The organism is Allochromatium humboldtianum, from assembly GCF_013385175.1.
In the GTDB taxonomy this organism is placed as follows: domain Bacteria; phylum Pseudomonadota; class Gammaproteobacteria; order Chromatiales; family Chromatiaceae; genus Thermochromatium; species Thermochromatium humboldtianum.
This window is the reverse complement of the sequence record NZ_JABZEO010000001.1, coordinates 480,072-498,493: the sequence shown is the minus strand read 5'-3', so window position 1 is coordinate 498,493 and position 18,422 is coordinate 480,072. Positions and strand designations below refer to the sequence as shown.

Here is an 18,422-nt window from a genome sequence, read left to right as displayed (position 1 = left end):
GACCTCAGTCCTCGCTCAACCAATCGCGCACCACCAGAAAGCGCTCCAGGAGTTCGGCCTCCGGCGTCCCCGGCTCGGGCCGATGGTCGTAGCGCCAGCTCACCTCGGGCGGCATGGAGACCAGGATGGATTCGGTCCGCCCGCCCGACTGCAACCCGAACAGCGTGCCCCGATCCTGGACCAGATTGAACTCGACATAGCGCCCGCGCCGGATCTTCTGGAACTCGCGCTCTCGATCACCATAGGTCATGGCCCAGCGGCGCTCGACGATCGGCAGATAGCCGGTCAGATAATGATCGCCAATGCTTCGCCAGAAGGCGAAGGCGTGCTCGAAACCGCCCTGGTCGAAGTCGTCGAAGAAGATCCCGCCGACACCGCGCGGCTCCTGGCGGTGCCTGATGAAGAAATACTCGTCGCACCATGCCTTGAAGCGCGGATAGAGTTCGGCGCCGAACGGCTCGCAGGCGGCGCGCGCGTTGAGGTGCCAGTGGATGACATCCTCCTGGAAGCCATAATAGGGCGTGAGATCGAAGCCGCCGCCGAACCACCAGACCGGCTCGGCGCCCGCCTTCTCGGCGAGGAAGAAACGCACGTTCAGATGCGACGAGGGCACATAGGGGTTCAAGGGATGCGCGACCAGCGATACGCCCAGCGCCTCGAAACGCCGTCCGGCCAGCTCGGGCCGGTGGGCGCTGGCCGAGGGCGGCAACCGCTCGCCGTGGACGTGCGAGAAGTTGATGCCGCATTGCTCGAACACCAGCCCCTCACGAATCACGCGCGTGCGCCCGCCACCGCCGCCGGATCGCTCCCAGGTATCCTGGCGTAGCTCGGCCCCGCCATCAGCCGCGCGCAACGCCTCGGTGATGCGGTCCTGGAGATCGAGCAGATAGGCCTTGACGGCCTGGAGATCGGGTTGGTTCGACATGGCCATGAGTCCTCGCGGTAAAGTCTGGGGCACGGCAACCATAACCGATCAACGATGCCTCATGCTCGCGCGAATCCCCGCCTTTGAGGGGGTTACCCATCGGCTCATGCGGGCGGCAGTGCTTGGTATATAGAACGTTTAGCGCTCAGTCGCCGTCGAGCGACGTCAGGTCGGTGGAGTCATGATAGAGTTCGATGCCCAGTTGCTCGGCGACCCGGCGGGCTCGGGCGTCGATCATCGGTGAGATCACGATCAGCCGCTGGGCCTTGCGGTTGTGACGGGCCTCGTAGAAGCGTGCCTTGCGTTCGAAGCTGTACATGCCGGCCTTGTCGATCGAGGATTTCAGTTCGCAGATCAGTAGCACGCCGTTCCGGATGATGACGTCGAGTTCGATCTGTTCCGGGCGTCCGAAGACTGTGCCCTCGTCGTCGAATTCGTTGACGTTGATGACCTGGACGCCGAAGCTCGTTTCGAGGATGCCAGCCAGGGCGTTGCGGAAGGCGCTTTCGGACTGAATGCCCCAGCGGGCGCCCAGGGCGCCGATGCTGCGGTCGAACTTCTTGGCTTGGGCCATGATTTCTTCGTGGACGCACTCGAAGTGGCGGTTGTTCTCCTCCCACTGGCGTGCTTGTTCGGCGCGGTCACGCTCACGCTCGGCCTTCTGTTCTTCCCATTTGCGCGCTTGTTCGGCGCGGTCACGCTCGCGCTCGACCTGCTGTTCTTCCCATTTGCGCGTTTGTTCTTCCCGATCGCGACGCAGTTCACCGATCAGATGATCGAACCAGTCTGAGGTCTCGGTGCGCGTGGGGTGATTCCGGCGTGTCAGTTCCAGCACATAGTCGCGAAAGGCCGAGTCTTCCCGCAGCAAGGCGGGCAGTTCGCGTTTGATCGTTTCTTTCAAGGATTCGGCGGTCATCGTCAGTTCCTATCGATGTGAGGTGCGTGTCCAGGTTGGTGTAGATTCTGGTGATCTGTGCGTTCAGACCAGCTTCAACAGCGTCCGGATCTTGGCCTTGATTTCAGCCAACTCAGCCGGGCCGACTTGGCCCTTGCGTTCCGCTTGCCGGCTTTGCCAGTCGAGACTCTTCACCTGATCTGCCAGTGCAACGCCTGTCGCTCCGCGGCCCCCGAGCACGACTTCGAAGGGATAGCCCTTGGCTTGATTGGTGATGGGTACGCAGACGAGCAAGCCGGCCCGACTGTTGTACGCCCTGGGACTCAAGACCACGGCTGGGCGCCGGCCGGCCTGTTCATGTCCACTGTGCGGTGTAAAGCTCAACCACACGATGTCGCCCTCGTCGGGCACATAGGTCGTGGCCATCAGAGCCGTTCCTGTCCTTGGGGAAGGCCGAAGTCCTGCTCCAGGTGGCGGTTCAGTGGGGTGATGCCCGCCAGCAGGTCATCGAGGGTGTAACTCGGAGCAGCGGGTTCGATGATCACTCGGCCGTTTTCCACACGGACTTCGACGGCCTGATCCAGTGCCAGATGGGCGGCTTCCATGATGGCGGCGGGCAAACGGACGGCTGGACTGTTGCCCCATTTTTTGACGAATTGAACGGTCATTGGAGATCTCTGCAAGTAGAAACATATGTTTATACCAGAGAGTGTAGGCCACGCGCCTATCGGTATCAATGAGCATGAGGTTACGAGTCCATGGTGATGAGTGACTTCAGTACTCAGTCGCCGTCGAGCGATGTCAGGTCCGTGGAGTCATGGTAGAGTTCGGTGCCCAGTTGCTCGGCGACCCGGGCATGTAGAGCGTCCCAAATTTGGCGTTTTACGGGGTCTGTGGGGGCGTCAGCCAAGTGCCCGTTGCTGCCGATCAGAGCGCTGTTCAAGCGGCTACGCTGATCGATTCGGTGCGTTGACAGCAGGTCATCGAGTCACAAACTGTCCGAGCTTTGATAGGTTCTTCCAGGCTAGGGTTCCAAAGCCGCCTACGCGATTCGACCTCAGGGCCTGATAATCCTCGGTGGATTTGCGGAGGATATTGCGAAGTGAGCGATTGCTGGCGCCACCTGTTCGCATCTTGACCAGAACTTCCGGAAGATAGGCGACCTGAGACTCGCTCAGACCCGAGAAGAGGCGCAGAATCAAATCGTAATCGGCGGCGATTCGATATCTGGTGTCGAAGCCGCCATGGGCTTCGTACCAAGATCGCCGCACGTAGAGTGTTGGATGGGGCGGCATCCAGCCCCAGCGCAGCCGTGACGTTGTGAAACGGCCAGCACGCCAATGACGCAGAACGCGGGTTGGATCATCCTGCCAGACATATTCCAGATCACCATAGCAGGCGAGGATTGCCGGATCTTCGAAGCATTCGGATACTTGCTTGAGGACGGTGGGATGCGCGAAGACGTCGTCGGCATGGAGAAAGCCGAGGATCTCGCCTTGAGCCAGGGTGATTCCTTTGTTGAGGGCGTCGTAGATGCCCTGATCAGGTTCGCTGATCCAGCGTGAGAGCGGTGTATCTGGCTTGGCGTGCTCGGCTTCGATCAGGGCGAGCGTGCCATCGGTGGAACCACCGTCGATGAGGATGGACTCGAAGGTGAGACCTTGTTGAGATCGAATTGAGGACAGGGTATCCGGCAAGGTAGTGACGCTGTGGTAGCAAGCCGTAATGACAGAAATCGACATCAGTGACCAACCCGGATGTCAAGGGTTTTCTCGATGGCTTCTGTGACAGTGGCTCCAGAGTCACGCATATAACGCTTCACCTCCGCTACTTTGGCATCGACCAGATAGCGATACCAAAAGCCCTGGAGAAAGTGGAAGGCCGTACCGGCCTGACCGTCGAGAAAGCCGAGCCGCAGTACATAGCGGTAGAAGAAATAGGCAAAGGCTCGGAAGCCGCCCGGTAAGCGAGCATAAACTCGTTCTTTGATCCAGCGCTTCATCCCTGCCTGGGAGCGATTATGCAGATCCGCAACGGAATCGTGCGGCATGAATCCGTATTCCAGGTTTAGCAGGTCGATGGCTTCGCGGTTGGCATAGCGGTTGTGCTTTTCGGTCCACCATGTCAGCGAATTGAGGTTGTCGTCGATGATCTCACCGTCGAATTTCACTGTCGGCCCAGCTACTTTAATGTGCTCGTCCATCCAGCGGTTTTCGCACTCGCCACGACCGTAGCGAAACAATCGCAGAACTTGGATCGGAAAGACTCCACCATGGCGAATCTGGCATCCCTGGAAAGTCATACGCCGGTTGCAATAGATGCCGTCGATCTCGGGGCCAAGCATTGGCAGGCGGGAATGAATCTCGGTGGTCAGTTCAGGTGTCAGGTATTCGTCGGCATCTAAACGCAGCACCCAATCGGTGTCGGGGCCGAGTTGAGTCAGCGCCCAGTTGAATTGAGTTGCGTGATTTACCCAGGCATTCTGGATTACCAGTGCACCATGCGCGCGAGCGATATCTAGAGTGTCGTCAGAAGAAAAGCAATCCACCACCAAAACTGCGGCAGCCACGTCCTTAAGACTCGCTAAACAGCGTGCCAAATGCAGTGACTCATTGAAAGTTAGGACAATAGCGATAAGTTTCATGGAGCTGATCTAGCCCGTCGCACGGGACGTAACATTGGGGGCAATACCGTGCATAGATATAGCCACTGCATGTTTTAACCAGACATGGATCAAAATAAAAACTGAAAATTTTGCCTATTACTACTTTGTCACTTTAATTTTGGATCCCAAAATCATTTGATAGCTTCGGTCTTATCATATCGCTCAATGTCACGGCGTCGTTGTGTATGTCGAGCCTCTAGCTGTTGAATACGCTTATCGACAGCAGCGGGCTCATTGAGCAGCATGGAATAATCATGAGCCGAATGTCGCGGGAGCTCAGTAACGTTCCAAAGGTGTTTTGGTATAATCGACCTCAGTACAGTACGAAAGTTTTCAAATCATGCTAAGTGCTTAATTTTTCGCTCTTAGGGAGAGTCGCGCTGCAAGCAGAATAATGTATAAAAAACAAGCACTTAAATCAAGTGTGAGATTTTCGTACTGTACTGAGGTTTCAGTTTGAAAATAATCGTAATATTCCTCAATGTGAAATGAAAGCTTGCCAGGCAATTGGCTGAGCGCATGATCTTATTTGGGAGCAGTGGGCTTGACAAGCATATCCGGCACATGGCGCGTTAAAATGACTGCATAGTAAACTATAGCAAAATCAATCGCTTAATCAAATCTGACAAAGTAGTACTATAGACCGAACCGGTAGATCAAGGCCTTTATGTAGGAGCGGACAAGGGCGGTGGGGGAGGTGTAGTTACGCCCATGCCCAGCGGCCCCGCTTAAGATCGGAAAGAACGAGCCGCTAGTGTGAACAAGGGCGCAGTCCTCTGGACGGCGCAGGACGACGGCTAGCATGGCGCGTTCCATCCTGCCGCCTTCACTCTCCAACAAAGCCAGCGTATCGGCCAACAACCGACGCAATATACCCACCCGCGCGGCGAAGACCCGGGTGTCGAGATAGGGAAGCTCGTCGTAGCCATGCGGGCCGTGGCTCCAGATATTGGGACTAGCCAAGAAAAACGCGTGGTTTTCCTGAAGGAAGGCGTCAAAGGCCCTGAAATTCAATAATTTGCAACGGGCATGCAGCTTGATGGCTAGAGCCTCGTCGTCGAGGCAGTGCAACCCACTCAGCAAGTTGCGGCATTCCCCAATCGAGGGGTTGTCGGAAAACGCGCCTCTGTCATGGACAAGTGTTACCCCAGCTGGCACATCCGGCGCGCGCTGCCCATTGTCGCAGACGACGAACTGGGCTTCAGGCAGCTTCGCTCCGAGGTATAGGAGATTTTCCTGTAGGTCTACCTCGCGGGCGCCATTAGTGTCCTTGTTTGGAAAGGTGCAGGCAGGCAGCAGCACAAAAATTTGGTTGGTGTCCATTTGCCAAGCCTTGTGGTTGATGGTCCTTACTGCCCAGACAACAGCTCGCGCGGGATCAGGATGAGAGCTGGTCCAGCCCCATTGATTCGGCCTTCCCGATAACTTTCGTGACGCAGCAACCCGGCGAGTGAGCCGTATTCGTTTTGGGTTCCGTCATGGCCCTCGATGATTATCGCCGGCCGTGCACGCAGCCAATCACACGGCGTGTCAGTATCGCCGAAGATGGACGTTTCAGCACCCTCGATATCGATTTTGACGAGAAAAAGGTCATCTTTTCGTTCGCCAAGCAGCGTGTCCATTGTCACGGCTTCGACGCTTTCCCCGCCCGCGTGTGCCTCTGCACCAATTCTGACGTTGCGTGTGGACTGGTCCGGCGCGTCGTTCAGCGTCACTATGGTGTTATCCTTCCATATCGCTGCGCGCCGCAGGTCGACGGACGTAAGGCCCGCGACGTTGAGCTGCGCGACTGACAGGCTTTCTGCACCAGGTTCGACAGCAATCACATCCGCTTCGGCGAAGAACTGTTTGAATTGCCGCGTGGCGAGGCCGACGTTGGCGCCAGCATCGAGGATCAGCGGCGTGCGCCCGGAAGCATGGATCTCGTCGTGACGACGGCGGATGATATCGAGAATGCCGTGAGCGTCGAGATCGTAATCGCGGTTCACAAATATCTCGCGGAAGGTAGCTAGGTCGGAACTGCACGGACGCAGGTAAATCTCGCCGACCCCGGGGATCGAGGTTATTCGCGGGGCACCACTACGCGCGAGCACGTATTTCACTTGGTGTTCCAGCGCTAGGGTAATACCGGACAGACCAAAGCGCCGGATGTATTCACCGAGACGCGTGAGATAAATTCCAATGCGTTCCGATTTCGTGGTCATTGTGGCACTTCTGCATTCTGGACTATGCGTCAAGCCGGACTTTTGTTGATTGCCTGTACCCCATTGGGCAGGAGATATTTCGGGAAAAATGGAAGATCCCGGCGATCTCTCCTTAACTGCGCGGGCCGGGTTTCCAGCATAGATTTTCCACACTTCAGTATCGCGTGATACCACCGTGCGGGCAGCCAGAACGCTGCCAATCTTCACTCTCACACCGGGGCCAACGAAGGCGTCACTGGCAACCCAGCAATGGGACTGGATCTCAATTGGTCGCGCCACGAGTGGGAAACCAGGGGCATGGACGTCATGGCTCGCGGTGCAAAGATAGGCACCCTGTGACACGATGCTCTGCTTGCCGAGGCGTATCGGTGCAACGTTGTAGCAGTTGACGCGCTCAGCGAGCATGGAATGGTCAGCCAGAGTCAAGTTTGGCGGATACCAGACCTTAGCACTGCCACGCACGTCGCAGGGCACACCAATAGTAGCCCCGAACCGACGCAGTACCATGGAGCGCCAGCGCCACATCATCGGCGGAGTCCAAGAACACAGGACGGCCCAAGTCACGTTCCACATGGCCCGGAACAGCCGGTGCCGCAACGGAAAAGTCGGGGCACCCTCGATCGGGGTGCGCTTTGTTGTCATCAGTACGATCACTCCGTATGCACGCAATCGGGCATCGGGCCTTGCCCCAACACCCAACGATAAACCGAAAGCATTTGAGTAGCGATGCTCGACCAAGTAAAGCGCTCATTGACTAGCATCTGCCCCCTCTGCCCCATCGCCATCCGTTCTTCATCCGTCATCGCAAATAAAGTAGCAAGACCTTGCGCAATGCTTTCAGGTTCGGCCTCGATTTGTAGTGCTGCTTGCACTTGAAAGCCTTCAGGCAAATTGCATTTCGGAGTCATCAAAACCGGTAAGCTATAAGCCCAGGCTTCTAGAATTACCATCGGCAAGCCTTCACTGAGAGAAGGAAGTATAAAAGCATCAGCGCGGCGATAGCTGGCTTGCTTTGCCGCCTCGAACTGAGGGCCAACAAAAGACACTGAATTTTCAACATACTGCTGCCGGGCCAGTAATTTAAGATCGTCTTCATGGCCTCCCTGGTTCCAACCAGCGACAACGAGCTGCCAATTGCTGGCTGAATGCTGTTTCTGATTAACCATTGACCAAGCATGCAACAGATTTGATAGTCCTTTTTTTGGATGCAAACGCCCGAGATATAAAAGCACTTTCTTTTCAAGAGAAATATCTTTTTGCCAGCTCGGCGGATCTACAGGCGTATTAGGTGCCTTATCAATTCCGCTTGGAATAATACAAATTGGATTATGCAGACCATAGGCGCGAATAGCTTCAGCCTCGGATTCGCACAGAGCATGTAGACAAGCCGCGCCACGCAAATGTACATCTTCGTAAAGCCAGCCAGCGAGACGTTTTTTCCAGCGGGCATTGCGAACGGCCCAAAGATCAAGCATACCATGAGATGTGATTAGGTAAGGAGCGCTACAAGATTTGCGCCAAAATAGGTTAGCAGCTGAAGGATACATCCAAAGGCCATGAGAATGAACAATATTTGGTTTAGCTTCAAGAAGCATTTTTATCATACTTGGCGCGTAGCCGAATGCGCGCGGCCCTAATACTGGCAGTGCGTAAGCTGTTGCACCGGACCATTCGCAACACTCGTTAGCCCAATCAGGGTGTTCAAGGCCAATGACGGCAACATCATGACCGAAGGTCTGCTGTGCTGCCGATAAGGCAGCAACTACTTCACGCACCCCCGCAGCGGCCCTGACGAGTCCTGAGGTTACATGTACGATCTTCACGATGACGCCTGCAGCTGATCGACGAGTGCGATGAAACGCTTTGACATATCAACTGTGTTGAAGCTGTTCAGTGTGACGCGGCATGCATTTTGTGACCAATGCATAAGCTTATCATCATCGTTGAACGTGTCATTGATGCATTTTGTAAGTGAAGCTACATTATTGGACTCAAAACTGACTCCGGTCTCACCAGGAATGAAGGCAGCAATTTCAGGCATGTGCCTCCAGCGATTATTATGGACAATAGCAGGTAGCCCGTAGGCCATAGCATGTATCAAACTTAGCCCAACTTCGCCGGGATAAAGAAATGCTTTGCAAATATTTGCAACAGCAGCAATCCGCTCTTCATCAACGGTTCCACCGTGCCAAGTAATCCGTTCACTGATCCCGAGAGTTACGGCATACGCTTTAAGTGAGGAGCCTTCCTCACCATCGCCAAGGATATGAAGGTGCGGAGCATGTGACCCGAGGACGTGAAGCGCCTCTAAGCCAAGGTTAAGGTTTGCCTTCTCTGTTAGCCGCCCAATGAATATAAGGGCATTGTCGCGGATTTGAGGTATGAATATCGCACGTCTAGCGACGATTGGCTCAATATCCAGACCATTATTTAGTGCCACGACTGGACGAGGATCAATAATGCCGCGATGCGTTTCACGATATTCTGCAACCTCAAGATCGGTATAAAACAGCAATGCATCCGCAGCTGTCATTGGTATTTGCCGGATTAACTGACGCCATACGCGGCTCGTCGAGCTCCAATAATGTCCCCACCAAATTGTTTTGGCCCCAATGAAGCGGGCTTTAGCAAGTAAAACGAGCGTCGATAGCTGTCGTGGATTGCCTGATAAGACGACAATATCTTTTGGTTCGATATTGATACTAGATGCATCTTCTTGCCAATAGAACCCGTAAGCTATCTGCCGGATTTGACCAAGCCTGCGTGCCCACGAATGTTCAATAACCCTATCCGTCAACGCACCCATATTTGTCGGACTGAAATAAACGTTAATTTTATCACCATAAAACTGCCAGAGCCGATCAAAAAAGTTGATACGGTAGCTTGGCAATGCAGGCTGAATAAAAATAATGCGTTGCATACAATTATTGCTTAAAGCCATCCAAATTTCCGAGTAAAATTAGGCTTCTAATTAGGCCATTTCCTAAATTTTTTTACGAGATAATAACAAATCCGATTTACGCACAAAAATCTCGTATTGTCCAAGAAGTATTGTTGTCATAAAAAAATTTAGATTAGAAATCAGACTACCCTGCTTTAGACTGACCACCAAAGTAAAAAAACAATATCCTAATAGAATTGCAAATGTACGTCGCCCAACCAAATTTTCTGTTGTCAATCTTAAAATTCGAACAGCAGATCGAATAGTTAGTGCGATCACTGATGCATAAAGTAGAAATCCAATAATTCCTTCCTCTGATAACACCTCCGCTGGAACATTGTGCGGATAAATTCCTATGATAGCGAAAGAAGAAGAATTACCTAAGCCAAATAGCATGCTCCAAGGCGTCTCTGCCCAGCGTTCAAGCATGATTACACTGCTATCAAAGCGGCCGGATATATCCTGCGATATGCGATCTTCACTCCACCGAATATTTTTTTGGCTAAATTCTTCAATACCCCATCCGACGAGCAAAATAAACAATAACAGACTGATTGCCAAGCTAATAAAACGGCCTACACTTTTTATTCGGTGAACCAGCGGCCAGACCAAAATGACTGCCGCCATTCCACCAAGCAGTTGACCCCTTGAACCGGACGCGACAATAAGCCCCAAACAAAGCGCAGTCACAAACCATCGAGCAGCAGACCAAGCGAACTTCAGGATTGGGGGATTATGGAACATGGCTATCAATAGTACAACAGCACCAAGTGTTCCTATCTCCAATGGATTACCAAAAAACTCTTGGGTACCAGATTGGATGACAATTCGCCGATTATCCCAAGTCACAAAAAACAGTAAAAATATAACCAAAGGTAACGCAAATACTAGCAACGCATTGAATATCACTTCATAGTCTTTCACTTGTGTTACAAGCAGTGGCGCAAAAACTATAATCACGGCAATGTAGGGTATCTGGTGCTTCCAAAGCCCAGGGGCTTTGTCGCTCAGACCCCACAGCGTAGATAAATAGGCGAACAAAAACAAAGCCAGAACGAGCCAAGTGACTTTAGGAATCGCAATAAATACGCGCTGACGCGATAGGATCCAACGCACCAACCCAATGCCTACAATAATACCTACCGCTATATTCGTGAAGGTACTATGCTGTAAGAGAAATGCCCAAGATGACTGCCCCCATTGCTCGAGGCTAAACATTACTATAACAGCCGATAGCCCTACACTTGGCCAACGGAATGTTGTCAGTAATAGACCTCCAAGAATGACTAAGTAGCTTATCTGCCCCAGCATATTTTAATTCATTAATTTTTCATATCAACGTTAATTATTTTGGGCGGCACAATTTTTAATGTATTCATGCTGCCCATGATTGGTTTATAAGACCACACAATATCAGAATCAATCATTGCATTCCAAAGATCAATAGCAAAGTCCCTGCCTGAATAAAGATCTGGACCGGGCTTAAACTCGCAAAAAGCAGTGTCATACCACTTATTTCCTTCAACTCGATATAGCCATGTTTTCACTGCATTTTTGTATCTCGCTATAATCTCGTCGTATTCCGTACTTCCAGATTTCCACAGACCAGCAGCAATAATGCTGGTTAAATGAAAAAGCGAATTTTTTGCCCCCCAAGCAACATAATCGGGGCTACTGCGACCATTGATATTATACTCAAGAAACATGCCAATTTCCCCAAGATTTGGGGAGGCGAAGCCATCAGCAATATGCCCTGCCGTACCACATTTCGTATCTATCTTGCATGCCTTATCAACAATTTGAGCAGCTAAGTTAAAATCATACTCCTCCCTTCTTAATAAATTATAAGGGTCATAAGCAACTTCGCTTCCTGTTTCATACCATGCCGGGCAACCTGGATCACCTGTTACTATTCTGCCCTTAAAAGTAAACGCTTTTCGAACCCCTTCAGGATTCACTTCGCATTTGCTAGCAGTAGATTGACCACCTTGAATCATTAGTTTAACAGTGTCACTTCCACTTAGACTTGCAGTAAGCTTTGACCAACCGAAATCAGAAAGCTTTTTGATTAATGCGGGGTGATCAAATGAAGAAAGCACGCTGTTAACTTTCTCCGCACTACCGAAATATATGTAAGCATATGACATCCAGGCAACCATGGAATTTCGCTGATTGGGGTTATAGTTTCCCGCGTCAGTCATCTTAATATCTAAATAACATTGATTCGCTGCATTATGTTGTATATTGGCAATAAAAGTGCCGACACGCATCAACAAATCAGCTCGTTCTTTTGTCTCCGGAGATAATTTTTCCCAAACGGCAGGATTGTATTTAGCAAATGCAATTAATCCGGCGACATGATGATCTCCCCATGAAAACATGATTCCTCGAAGTCCTGGTTCATTTCCAGGACTGACAACACTTGTTAAATTTTCAACAGTTCGATCAGCAATGCTTCGCCCATCTGACGATGCGGCATTCGAGTTAAAATAAGCAACTATGCTAAGATAATGCGCGGCGGCCCAAATATCAAAGCGACCAGCATTGTCTGTAAGTATCGGAAGACTCATGGCTCGATCAATAGTTGACTGAGAAAATTTTGGACTCACTACATCTGCAATTGTGATTAAAGGATGCAACAAAATCATAGATGCCAAAATAGTGGTCGTAGTAATGATTTTTATGTACTTAATCATAAACACCTCAGAGGTTAAGATATACGGGTTTCTGTTCGGTTTAATGCCGTTTGGTTTTTGGCACATTCGCGATATTTGGCGAAAACGCTGTTTAATGCATAGTATTATCTTTGAAATAGGTGATTTTCAGAAAATAAGTTAACGCGCTTGATAGATAAAACGCCAAATAACCGAAAGCAAGTGAATATTCACGATACTGAATAGTGCAAACAAGAACAGCAATAAAACTAATGGCGCCAACCAGAGAGCTTATAAAAACAATCCATGAATTATTGATGGCTATAACATATTTATTTAGCACGCTTGACAAAGTAAAAGCAACAGAAGCAAAGCAAAGAATTACAAGCAGTTTATATCCATGCGCGTAGTTTTCACCGTATATTGCCATTATTTCTTTCGCAAAAAAAGAAAAAGCGGATGCAATAAAAACCGATATTGCAAAGTTTATTGTCAAATTAATTTTGAATATGCTTTTCATGATGACTAGGCTTTTATTTCCAAATGCCTTTGATAACATTGGAAGCGCCACACTTGTTGTGGCTCCAGTAGCAATCATGATCATTGTAAGCCATTGAAATGCCGCATCAAAAACTGCTATGTCGGAAAAACCGCCAGACGAATTGACAACCAAATATCTTCCGAATAGTGGTGTTACATTGCTAATTACCATAGAGAAAAATATCGGCACGCTAAATATTAGAATTTTTTTTCCTTCTCGCCAAAATAAAAACAAGCCTTCAAAAAAATAATACAAACAAAAATTTGTTATTTTATTTATGATCAAATATTTAAACAAGAAATCCAAAAAAAAATATAACGTCAACCCAAAGATCGCCCCATAGATAGAAAAGAAATATGTAAAAAAAAATATTAATGGAATCGCCACGCAGGATGAAGCCAAGCCTGCAAAGGTTAATTTTTTAAATTCTTCAAGCCCTATCATTATTGATTGCATTAGAGAAGAAATGTTTGTCGAAATAAGAAGAAGTGTTCCAATCTGCAATCCCAAAAGAATTTCTTTTTGATCGATAAATAAATGCTTTATTATGAAATCTGAATTCGCAAAAAAAATAGCGGCCACAAAAAATATTAGCAACAGATCTGTTATAATTATAATCGCGAAAATACGTCCGATTTTATTTTTATCCTTATGGCAAATCTCACTAACACGCTTGATAATTGAAGGGCCAAGTGCGCCACTTATTATGCCCTCAATTGAAGATATTGAATTTCGAAGTAATGCAAACTGCCCAAACAACTCTTGAGAAAGCAATCTTGCCGCGATGATATTGCTCAGAAAAGCTGCCGACCTAGCTGCAATATTTCCAATTAGAAGCCACGCGGAGCGATGGATAACTTCTTTAATTAACTTCACATTTAGATACGCCATTGAGTATTCAAAATATTTCTACCTCCGTCATCTTTTACCATGGCACCACCAGCGTCAACGGCTCCTAACACGACCACCTCGGCAACGGCCGCTTAATCCTAATCGGCTGAGAAATCTTCCAGGGCGCCGAAACCTCCAATCGGAGGCCTAGCCTAGGCTCGCCTCCAGCTTCAACTCTCCCATCTATTGTAGTCAAGCATCCGCTGACCTGCTTGCCGCTCGTCATCGAAGATGCACTCAAAGTCGGCCTCACACGCGACACCCGACTCATCACCCAAGTCCTTGACCCCACGTCCGCCAACTCACCGTCCCCCCCTACGGCCAGTGGCATATCCGCCTCAAACACGAAAACCGCCGCTCACGACGTCGACGCCTGCGCGCCATCGTCGAACATGCCTTCGACAATGGTTGCACCCTGCTCATCCCCGCCTTCAGCATCGCCAACGACGCCTCACGAAAGGGCGCACCTGGGACGACCTCGAAATCATCCTCGATTCCCGACTTCACCGCTGGCTACACCCGCTTACGTGAACACAGGGACCGCGAAGCCAAACGCCGGCTCGATTCAGGCCGCCGTCCATACTTTGAGTATATTTTACTGAGGAATGCATCTGAACCAGCAAGGAGCCGGACCAGACCACCCAGGCAGGGCAATCGACAGTCTTATGCAACACCTTGTCCAGACTTTGGGCGTCCAGGATACACTCGGACCACTCTAGGAGCCGGTTGGGGTCAGCTTGCGTGATCCGCTCGCGCACCGGCGCACTCGGCGGGCCGAATTTGCGCTCGATCAGGCGTAGGAGCACCATGGCCCGGCCACGCTGCTCACCTTTGCGCAATATATCGATCGATGAACGTCTGCATCAGCGGTTCTCCCGTGGACTCTACTTGCAACAGCGCCCGTACCTCCGGCTCGTCCAGACGACCCGTGCCCCGGACATAGTAGCGCAGAAGCAATAGCCGAGGTGGTTATAGGTTGAGCGGTTTCAGATCAGATGCCTATCCTGCGACCAATGGAGCGCCATCTCAAATTGAGATAGATTTTTTGGGTGAAAGTCATCAGCAACAGCGCACTGCGGGCCTTCGCGGCCGACCATCCGCAAGCCGAAGCCCCATTGCAGGGCTGGCGGCGGGTGATCGAGAAGAACCGATTTTCCAACTGGGCCGAACTCAAGGCCACTTTCAACAGCGTTGACAGTGTCGGCGACCTGGTGGTGTTCGACATCGGCGGCAACAAATACCGCCTGATCGCCTATATCCGGTTCGAGAAGCAAATCCTGTATATCAAGGCCGTCCTCACCCATCAAGACTACGACAGAGGAACCTGGAAACCGTGAATGCACAAATCGACATCAACCGCCTGCTTCCGGCTTGGGAGAACTTTCGCCGCGCGACCGACATCGCTCCAATCCGCGACCAAACCCACTACGCTCACATGATCGAGATGCTCGAAATCCTACTCGACGAAGCCCAGGGCAACGAACAGCATCCCGCCATGGAACTCGTCGATATCGTGGGCGACCTTATCGCAGACTATGAGGCCGAGACCCATCCGTTGCCCGAGGCAACAGGTTTGCAAGCCTTGAAGTTTCTGATCGAACAGCACGGACTGAGGCAGAGCGATCTATCGGACATCGGCAGTCAGGGCGTCGTTTCCGAAATCCTGGCCGGCAAGCGCGAACTCAACCTTCGTCAAATCCGCGCTTTGAGCGAACGCTTCGGAGTATCGCCGGCGACCTTCGTCTGATCCTGGCCGTCCACCGACCCCAAACCGAGTTAACGAGTCAACAAGAGGCGGCATCATCGCCGGCACCCGAGGTAAACATGACTCATCAACACAGGCCAAATCCAACCATCCTCCACCACGGCGCCACCACAGGCGTCACCGGCTCCTGCCACGAACTCCAACTCGGCAACGGCCAATCGATCCTGATCGACTGCGGCCTCTTCCAGGGCGCCGAAACATCCACCCAGGGCGCCGGCCACGACCGCCTCCAGATCGAGTTCCCCGTCGAACCGATCCTCGCCCTGATCGTCACACATGTACATATCGATCATATCGGCCGCCTGCCCTACCTGCTCGCCGCCGGCTTCAAGTCTCCCATCTATTGTAGTCAAGCCTCCGCCGAGCTGCTCCCACTCGTCATCGAAGACGCCCTCAAAGTCGGCGTCACGCGCGACGCCAAACTCATCGCCCGAGTGCTCGACCGCGTCCGCCAACTCACCGTCCCCCTCCCCTACGGCCAGTGGCACAGCCTCACGACCGGCGACCCCAGCCTGCGCCTCCGACTCAAACCCGCCGGCCACATCCTCGGCTCCGCCTACGTCGAATGCGACCTGCGCCAAGGAGGAACCGCCACCCGCGTCCTCTTCTCCGGCGACCTCGGCGCTCCCCATACCCCCCTGCTGCCCGCCCCCAAATCCCCCTACGCCGCCGACATCGTCGTCCTCGAAAGCACCTACGGCGACCGACTCCACGAAGACCGCCGCTCACGACGCGACCGCCTGCGCGCCATCGTCGAACACGCCTTCGACAACGACGGAACCCTGCTCATCCCCGCCTTCAGCATCGGCCGCACCCAGGAACTGCTCTACGAACTCGAAGCCATCATCCACCAACATCGCCAACGACGCCTGACCAAAGGACGCACCTGGCACGACCTCGACATCATCCTCGACTCCCCCCTGGCCGCCGACTTCACCGCCGGCTACGCCCGCCTGCGCGACCACTGGGACCGCGAAGCCAAAAGCCGACTCGACTCAGGCCGCCACCCACTCGACTTCGAACAACTCATCACCATCGACGACCACGCCACCCACCTGCGCACCGTCGACTACCTGACCCGCAGCGCCCGCCCAGCCATCGTCATCGCCGCCAGCGGCATGTGCGCCGGCGGACGCATCGTCAACTACCTCAAAGCCATGCTCGGCGACCCACGCCACGACGTCCTCTTCGTCGGCTACCAGGCCGCCGGCACCCCCGGCTGGGCAATCCAGCGCTACGGACCGCGCGGCGGCTATGTCGACCTCGACGGCACCCGCCTCGACATCCGCGCCGGCATCCATACCCTCGGCGGCTACTCCGCCCACGCCGATCAAAAAGACCTGATCAACTTCGTCACCCGCCTGCGGGTCAAGCCCAAGAAGATCATCCTCGTCCACGGCGACACAGACGCCAAGCACGCCCTGCAACACGCCCTGCTGGAACGCCTGCCCCAAACCGACGTGGTCATCGGTTGAGCGGTTTCAGGTAAGAGCGCTACATAGCACGGACGTTCTCAAAGATGCGGTTTGATCTGCGGCAGGAGCTGCTCGAAGGTCCGCCCCTGACCGACCTCGCCGATGGCGTGCATCTTCCATTCGCCATTGTGACGATAGACCTTGGCCATGAGCATGGCCGAGTGGCTGCCCTGACAGCTCAGATCATAGCGGGCGATCTCACTGTTGTTCGCACCGTTGAGGATGCGACAGTAGGCATTGGCCACCTGCGAGAAATCCTGGCCGGTGTAGTTGTTGACGGTGAACACCAGACTCTTGACGTTGGCCGGTACCGCCGCGAGATCGACCTTGATTTGCTCGTCGTCGCCCGCGCCCTCACCGGTGCGGTTGTCGCCGGTGTGATGGATACTGCCGTCGCGGCTGGTGAGCTGGCGGAACCAGACCGCGTCGACCAGCTCGCCTGCTTCGTCGAACAGCAGACAGGAGGCGTCGAGGTCGATGCTGTCGTTCCCGCCGCCGCCGAACAGACCGCCCAGTAGACCGCCCTTGCCGGACTGAGCGGCATCCCAGCCCAGGCCCATGACGATGCGGGTCAGACCGCCGCCGGCCTCTTTTTCGAGCGAGATCTTTTGACCTTTCTGAAGACTGATGCCCATGATGACGACTCCTCAGTGATGAACCGCGTCTGGCGCGGCATGGATTGCTGGATACGTGGTGATTGTTGAAACGGCTGGAATGCGCACGCGGTCATTGCCCTTGCTGGGGTCGGAAGATGGTCTTGTTGCGCGAGCAGATGACGACCTTGCCCTGACCGCGAAACCGGATCACCAACCCTTCGCCCGAGGTCACGGAGTTGACGATCGAGCCGAAGAAGCCGCCGCCCGTGCGCGGCATCCCGACCTCGTAGAGCAGACTCGATGACCAGGCCACCGCATGATTGTTGTCGATGACGATATCGCGACCGTGCGTGACATCCAGGGTGAAGATCGAGCCGAAACCCGACACGGCCAGCTTGCCCTGCCCAACCGCTTCCATGATCACGAAACCGCCGGTGCCGCCGAACAGCCCGCCGCCGACCGTATTGAGCCGTGGATTGACTTGCACGCCGGATTCGGCGGCGAGAAAGCTGCTGTCGGAGAGTGTGTAGGACGAACTGGGGGTGACGTCGAGCAGCTCGATCGAACCGGGCATGGTCGGTGAGAGCAGACAGTCGCCGTCGCCGCCGACGGCCTCGATCTCCTGCTGGAAGAAGGACTCGTCATTGGCCAGACGCCGCAGCAGCGCACGTCCGAAGCCGCCGCGCATCTGGCCCTTCACTTGCAGCGGCTCTTCCATCATGACCATGGCGCCGGACTCGCAGAAGACCCGTTCGCCCTTGCTCAGACTCACATGCAGAAACGGATCGATCTCTCCAGTGACCGTGAAGGTTGGCATGGCTTGGCCTCCCCTAGCGGATGAAAGCAATGAGGCGTCCGGCAACCGGCGAC

18 protein-coding genes are annotated in these 18,422 nt (G+C 53.1%); 3 read left to right on the top strand and 15 right to left on the bottom strand.

Annotated features, from left to right (window positions below; all coding sequences use genetic code 11):
* Positions 1-4 precede the first annotated feature (4 nt).
* The 13 genes from hemF to HW932_RS02275 form a co-directional block, all read right to left on the bottom strand.
* Positions 5-925 carry an oxygen-dependent coproporphyrinogen oxidase gene (gene hemF, locus HW932_RS02335; RefSeq protein ID WP_176974882.1) on the bottom strand — a complete coding sequence of 307 codons (921 nt, stop codon included), beginning with the start codon at positions 923-925 and terminating at the stop codon, positions 5-7.
* Between the two features lie 145 nt (positions 926-1,070).
* Complete coding sequence (locus HW932_RS02330; protein ID WP_176974881.1) at positions 1,071-1,841, bottom strand: PD-(D/E)XK nuclease family protein; 771 nt, start codon at positions 1,839-1,841, stop codon at positions 1,071-1,073.
* A gap of 63 nt (positions 1,842-1,904) precedes the next feature.
* Positions 1,905-2,246 (bottom strand): endoribonuclease MazF, encoded by a 342-nt coding sequence (gene mazF / locus HW932_RS02325; protein WP_176974880.1) that lies wholly within the window; start codon positions 2,244-2,246, stop codon positions 1,905-1,907.
* Positions 2,246-2,488 carry an AbrB/MazE/SpoVT family DNA-binding domain-containing protein gene (locus HW932_RS02320; RefSeq protein ID WP_176974879.1) on the bottom strand — a complete coding sequence of 81 codons (243 nt, stop codon included), beginning with the start codon at positions 2,486-2,488 and terminating at the stop codon, positions 2,246-2,248. Before HW932_RS02320 ends, mazF begins: the two co-directional genes overlap by 1 nt.
* 312 nt (positions 2,489-2,800) lie before the next feature.
* Positions 2,801-3,562: a glycosyltransferase family 2 protein gene (locus tag HW932_RS02315; protein ID WP_176974878.1), complete on the bottom strand. Its 762-nt coding sequence runs from the start codon at positions 3,560-3,562 to the stop codon at positions 2,801-2,803.
* Positions 3,562-4,464, bottom strand: a complete 903-nt coding sequence (locus HW932_RS02310; RefSeq protein ID WP_176974877.1) for a glycosyltransferase family 2 protein — start codon at positions 4,462-4,464, stop codon at positions 3,562-3,564. Before HW932_RS02310 ends, HW932_RS02315 begins: the two co-directional genes overlap by 1 nt.
* Before the next feature lie 657 nt (positions 4,465-5,121).
* The gene (locus tag HW932_RS02305) at positions 5,122-5,808 is read right to left on the bottom strand and encodes a hypothetical protein (RefSeq protein ID WP_176974876.1); all 687 of its coding nucleotides are present in this window, start codon (positions 5,806-5,808) and stop codon (positions 5,122-5,124) included.
* A 26-nt stretch (positions 5,809-5,834) separates the two neighbouring features.
* Positions 5,835-7,331, bottom strand: a complete 1,497-nt coding sequence (locus HW932_RS02300) for an FkbM family methyltransferase (RefSeq protein ID WP_176974875.1) — start codon at positions 7,329-7,331, stop codon at positions 5,835-5,837.
* 8 nt (positions 7,332-7,339) lie between these two features.
* Positions 7,340-8,512 carry a glycosyltransferase gene (locus HW932_RS22080; protein ID WP_176974874.1) on the bottom strand — a complete coding sequence of 391 codons (1,173 nt, stop codon included), beginning with the start codon at positions 8,510-8,512 and terminating at the stop codon, positions 7,340-7,342.
* Entirely contained in the window at positions 8,509-9,630 is a 1,122-nt protein-coding gene (locus HW932_RS02290; protein ID WP_176974873.1) for a glycosyltransferase, read from the bottom strand. Before HW932_RS02290 ends, HW932_RS22080 begins: the two co-directional genes overlap by 4 nt.
* Positions 9,631-9,672: 42 nt before the next feature.
* Positions 9,673-10,848 (bottom strand): O-antigen ligase family protein, encoded by a 1,176-nt coding sequence (locus tag HW932_RS02285; protein WP_176974872.1) that lies wholly within the window; start codon positions 10,846-10,848, stop codon positions 9,673-9,675.
* Positions 10,849-10,952: 104 nt separating this feature from the next.
* Positions 10,953-12,326 (bottom strand): hypothetical protein, encoded by a 1,374-nt coding sequence (locus HW932_RS02280; RefSeq protein WP_176974871.1) that lies wholly within the window; start codon positions 12,324-12,326, stop codon positions 10,953-10,955.
* Positions 12,327-12,417: 91 nt separating this feature from the next.
* A complete protein-coding gene (locus tag HW932_RS02275; RefSeq protein WP_176974870.1) occupies positions 12,418-13,701 on the bottom strand; it encodes an oligosaccharide flippase family protein in 1,284 nt (427 codons plus the stop codon).
* A gap of 1,064 nt (positions 13,702-14,765) precedes the next feature.
* Here HW932_RS02275 and HW932_RS02270 point away from each other — a divergent pair.
* The 3 genes from HW932_RS02270 to HW932_RS02260 all read left to right on the top strand — a co-directional run bounded on the left by HW932_RS02270 (position 14,766) and on the right by HW932_RS02260 (position 16,956).
* Positions 14,766-15,053, top strand: coding sequence for a type II toxin-antitoxin system HigB family toxin (locus HW932_RS02270; protein ID WP_176974869.1), 288 nt, complete (start codon positions 14,766-14,768; stop codon positions 15,051-15,053).
* Positions 15,050-15,463 carry a helix-turn-helix domain-containing protein gene (locus HW932_RS22075; protein ID WP_343046943.1) on the top strand — a complete coding sequence of 138 codons (414 nt, stop codon included), beginning with the start codon at positions 15,050-15,052 and terminating at the stop codon, positions 15,461-15,463. The genes HW932_RS02270 and HW932_RS22075 overlap by 4 nt, the downstream gene beginning before the upstream one ends.
* A 77-nt stretch (positions 15,464-15,540) precedes the next feature.
* Positions 15,541-16,956: an MBL fold metallo-hydrolase RNA specificity domain-containing protein gene (locus HW932_RS02260; protein ID WP_176974868.1), complete on the top strand. Its 1,416-nt coding sequence runs from the start codon at positions 15,541-15,543 to the stop codon at positions 16,954-16,956.
* A gap of 38 nt (positions 16,957-16,994) precedes the next feature.
* On the opposite strand, the gene HW932_RS02255 is transcribed toward HW932_RS02260, so the two are convergent.
* The gene (locus HW932_RS02255; RefSeq protein WP_176974867.1) at positions 16,995-17,591 is read right to left on the bottom strand and encodes a TerD family protein; all 597 of its coding nucleotides are present in this window, start codon (positions 17,589-17,591) and stop codon (positions 16,995-16,997) included.
* Between the two features lie 91 nt (positions 17,592-17,682).
* Positions 17,683-18,369 carry a TIGR00266 family protein gene (locus HW932_RS02250; protein WP_176974866.1) on the bottom strand — a complete coding sequence of 229 codons (687 nt, stop codon included), beginning with the start codon at positions 18,367-18,369 and terminating at the stop codon, positions 17,683-17,685.
* Positions 18,370-18,422: the final 53 nt, after the last annotated feature.

What these genes read in the sequence shown, in the direction of transcription:
- hemF (WP_176974882.1), bottom strand. Translation starts at nt 925, where the DNA reads ATGTCGAACCAACCCGATCTCCAGGCCGTCAAGGCCTATCTGCTCGAT.
- HW932_RS02330 (WP_176974881.1), bottom strand. Translation starts at nt 1,841, where the DNA reads ATGACCGCCGAATCCTTGAAAGAAACGATCAAACGCGAACTGCCCGCC.
- mazF (WP_176974880.1), bottom strand. Translation starts at nt 2,246, where the DNA reads ATGGCCACGACCTATGTGCCCGACGAGGGCGACATCGTGTGGTTGAGC.
- HW932_RS02320 (WP_176974879.1), bottom strand. Translation starts at nt 2,488, where the DNA reads ATGACCGTTCAATTCGTCAAAAAATGGGGCAACAGTCCAGCCGTCCGT.
- HW932_RS02315 (WP_176974878.1), bottom strand. Translation starts at nt 3,562, where the DNA reads ATGTCGATTTCTGTCATTACGGCTTGCTACCACAGCGTCACTACCTTG.
- HW932_RS02310 (WP_176974877.1), bottom strand. Translation starts at nt 4,464, where the DNA reads ATGAAACTTATCGCTATTGTCCTAACTTTCAATGAGTCACTGCATTTG.
- HW932_RS02305 (WP_176974876.1), bottom strand. Translation starts at nt 5,808, where the DNA reads ATGGACACCAACCAAATTTTTGTGCTGCTGCCTGCCTGCACCTTTCCA.
- HW932_RS02300 (WP_176974875.1), bottom strand. Translation starts at nt 7,331, where the DNA reads ATGACAACAAAGCGCACCCCGATCGAGGGTGCCCCGACTTTTCCGTTG.
- HW932_RS02290 (WP_176974873.1), bottom strand. Translation starts at nt 9,630, where the DNA reads ATGGCTTTAAGCAATAATTGTATGCAACGCATTATTTTTATTCAGCCT.
- HW932_RS02285 (WP_176974872.1), bottom strand. Translation starts at nt 10,848, where the DNA reads ATGTTTAGCCTCGAGCAATGGGGGCAGTCATCTTGGGCATTTCTCTTA.
- HW932_RS02280 (WP_176974871.1), bottom strand. Translation starts at nt 12,326, where the DNA reads ATGATTAAGTACATAAAAATCATTACTACGACCACTATTTTGGCATCT.
- HW932_RS02260 (WP_176974868.1), top strand. Translation starts at nt 15,541, where the DNA reads ATGACTCATCAACACAGGCCAAATCCAACCATCCTCCACCACGGCGCC.
- HW932_RS02255 (WP_176974867.1), bottom strand. Translation starts at nt 17,591, where the DNA reads ATGGGCATCAGTCTTCAGAAAGGTCAAAAGATCTCGCTCGAAAAAGAG.
- HW932_RS02250 (WP_176974866.1), bottom strand. Translation starts at nt 18,369, where the DNA reads ATGCCAACCTTCACGGTCACTGGAGAGATCGATCCGTTTCTGCATGTG.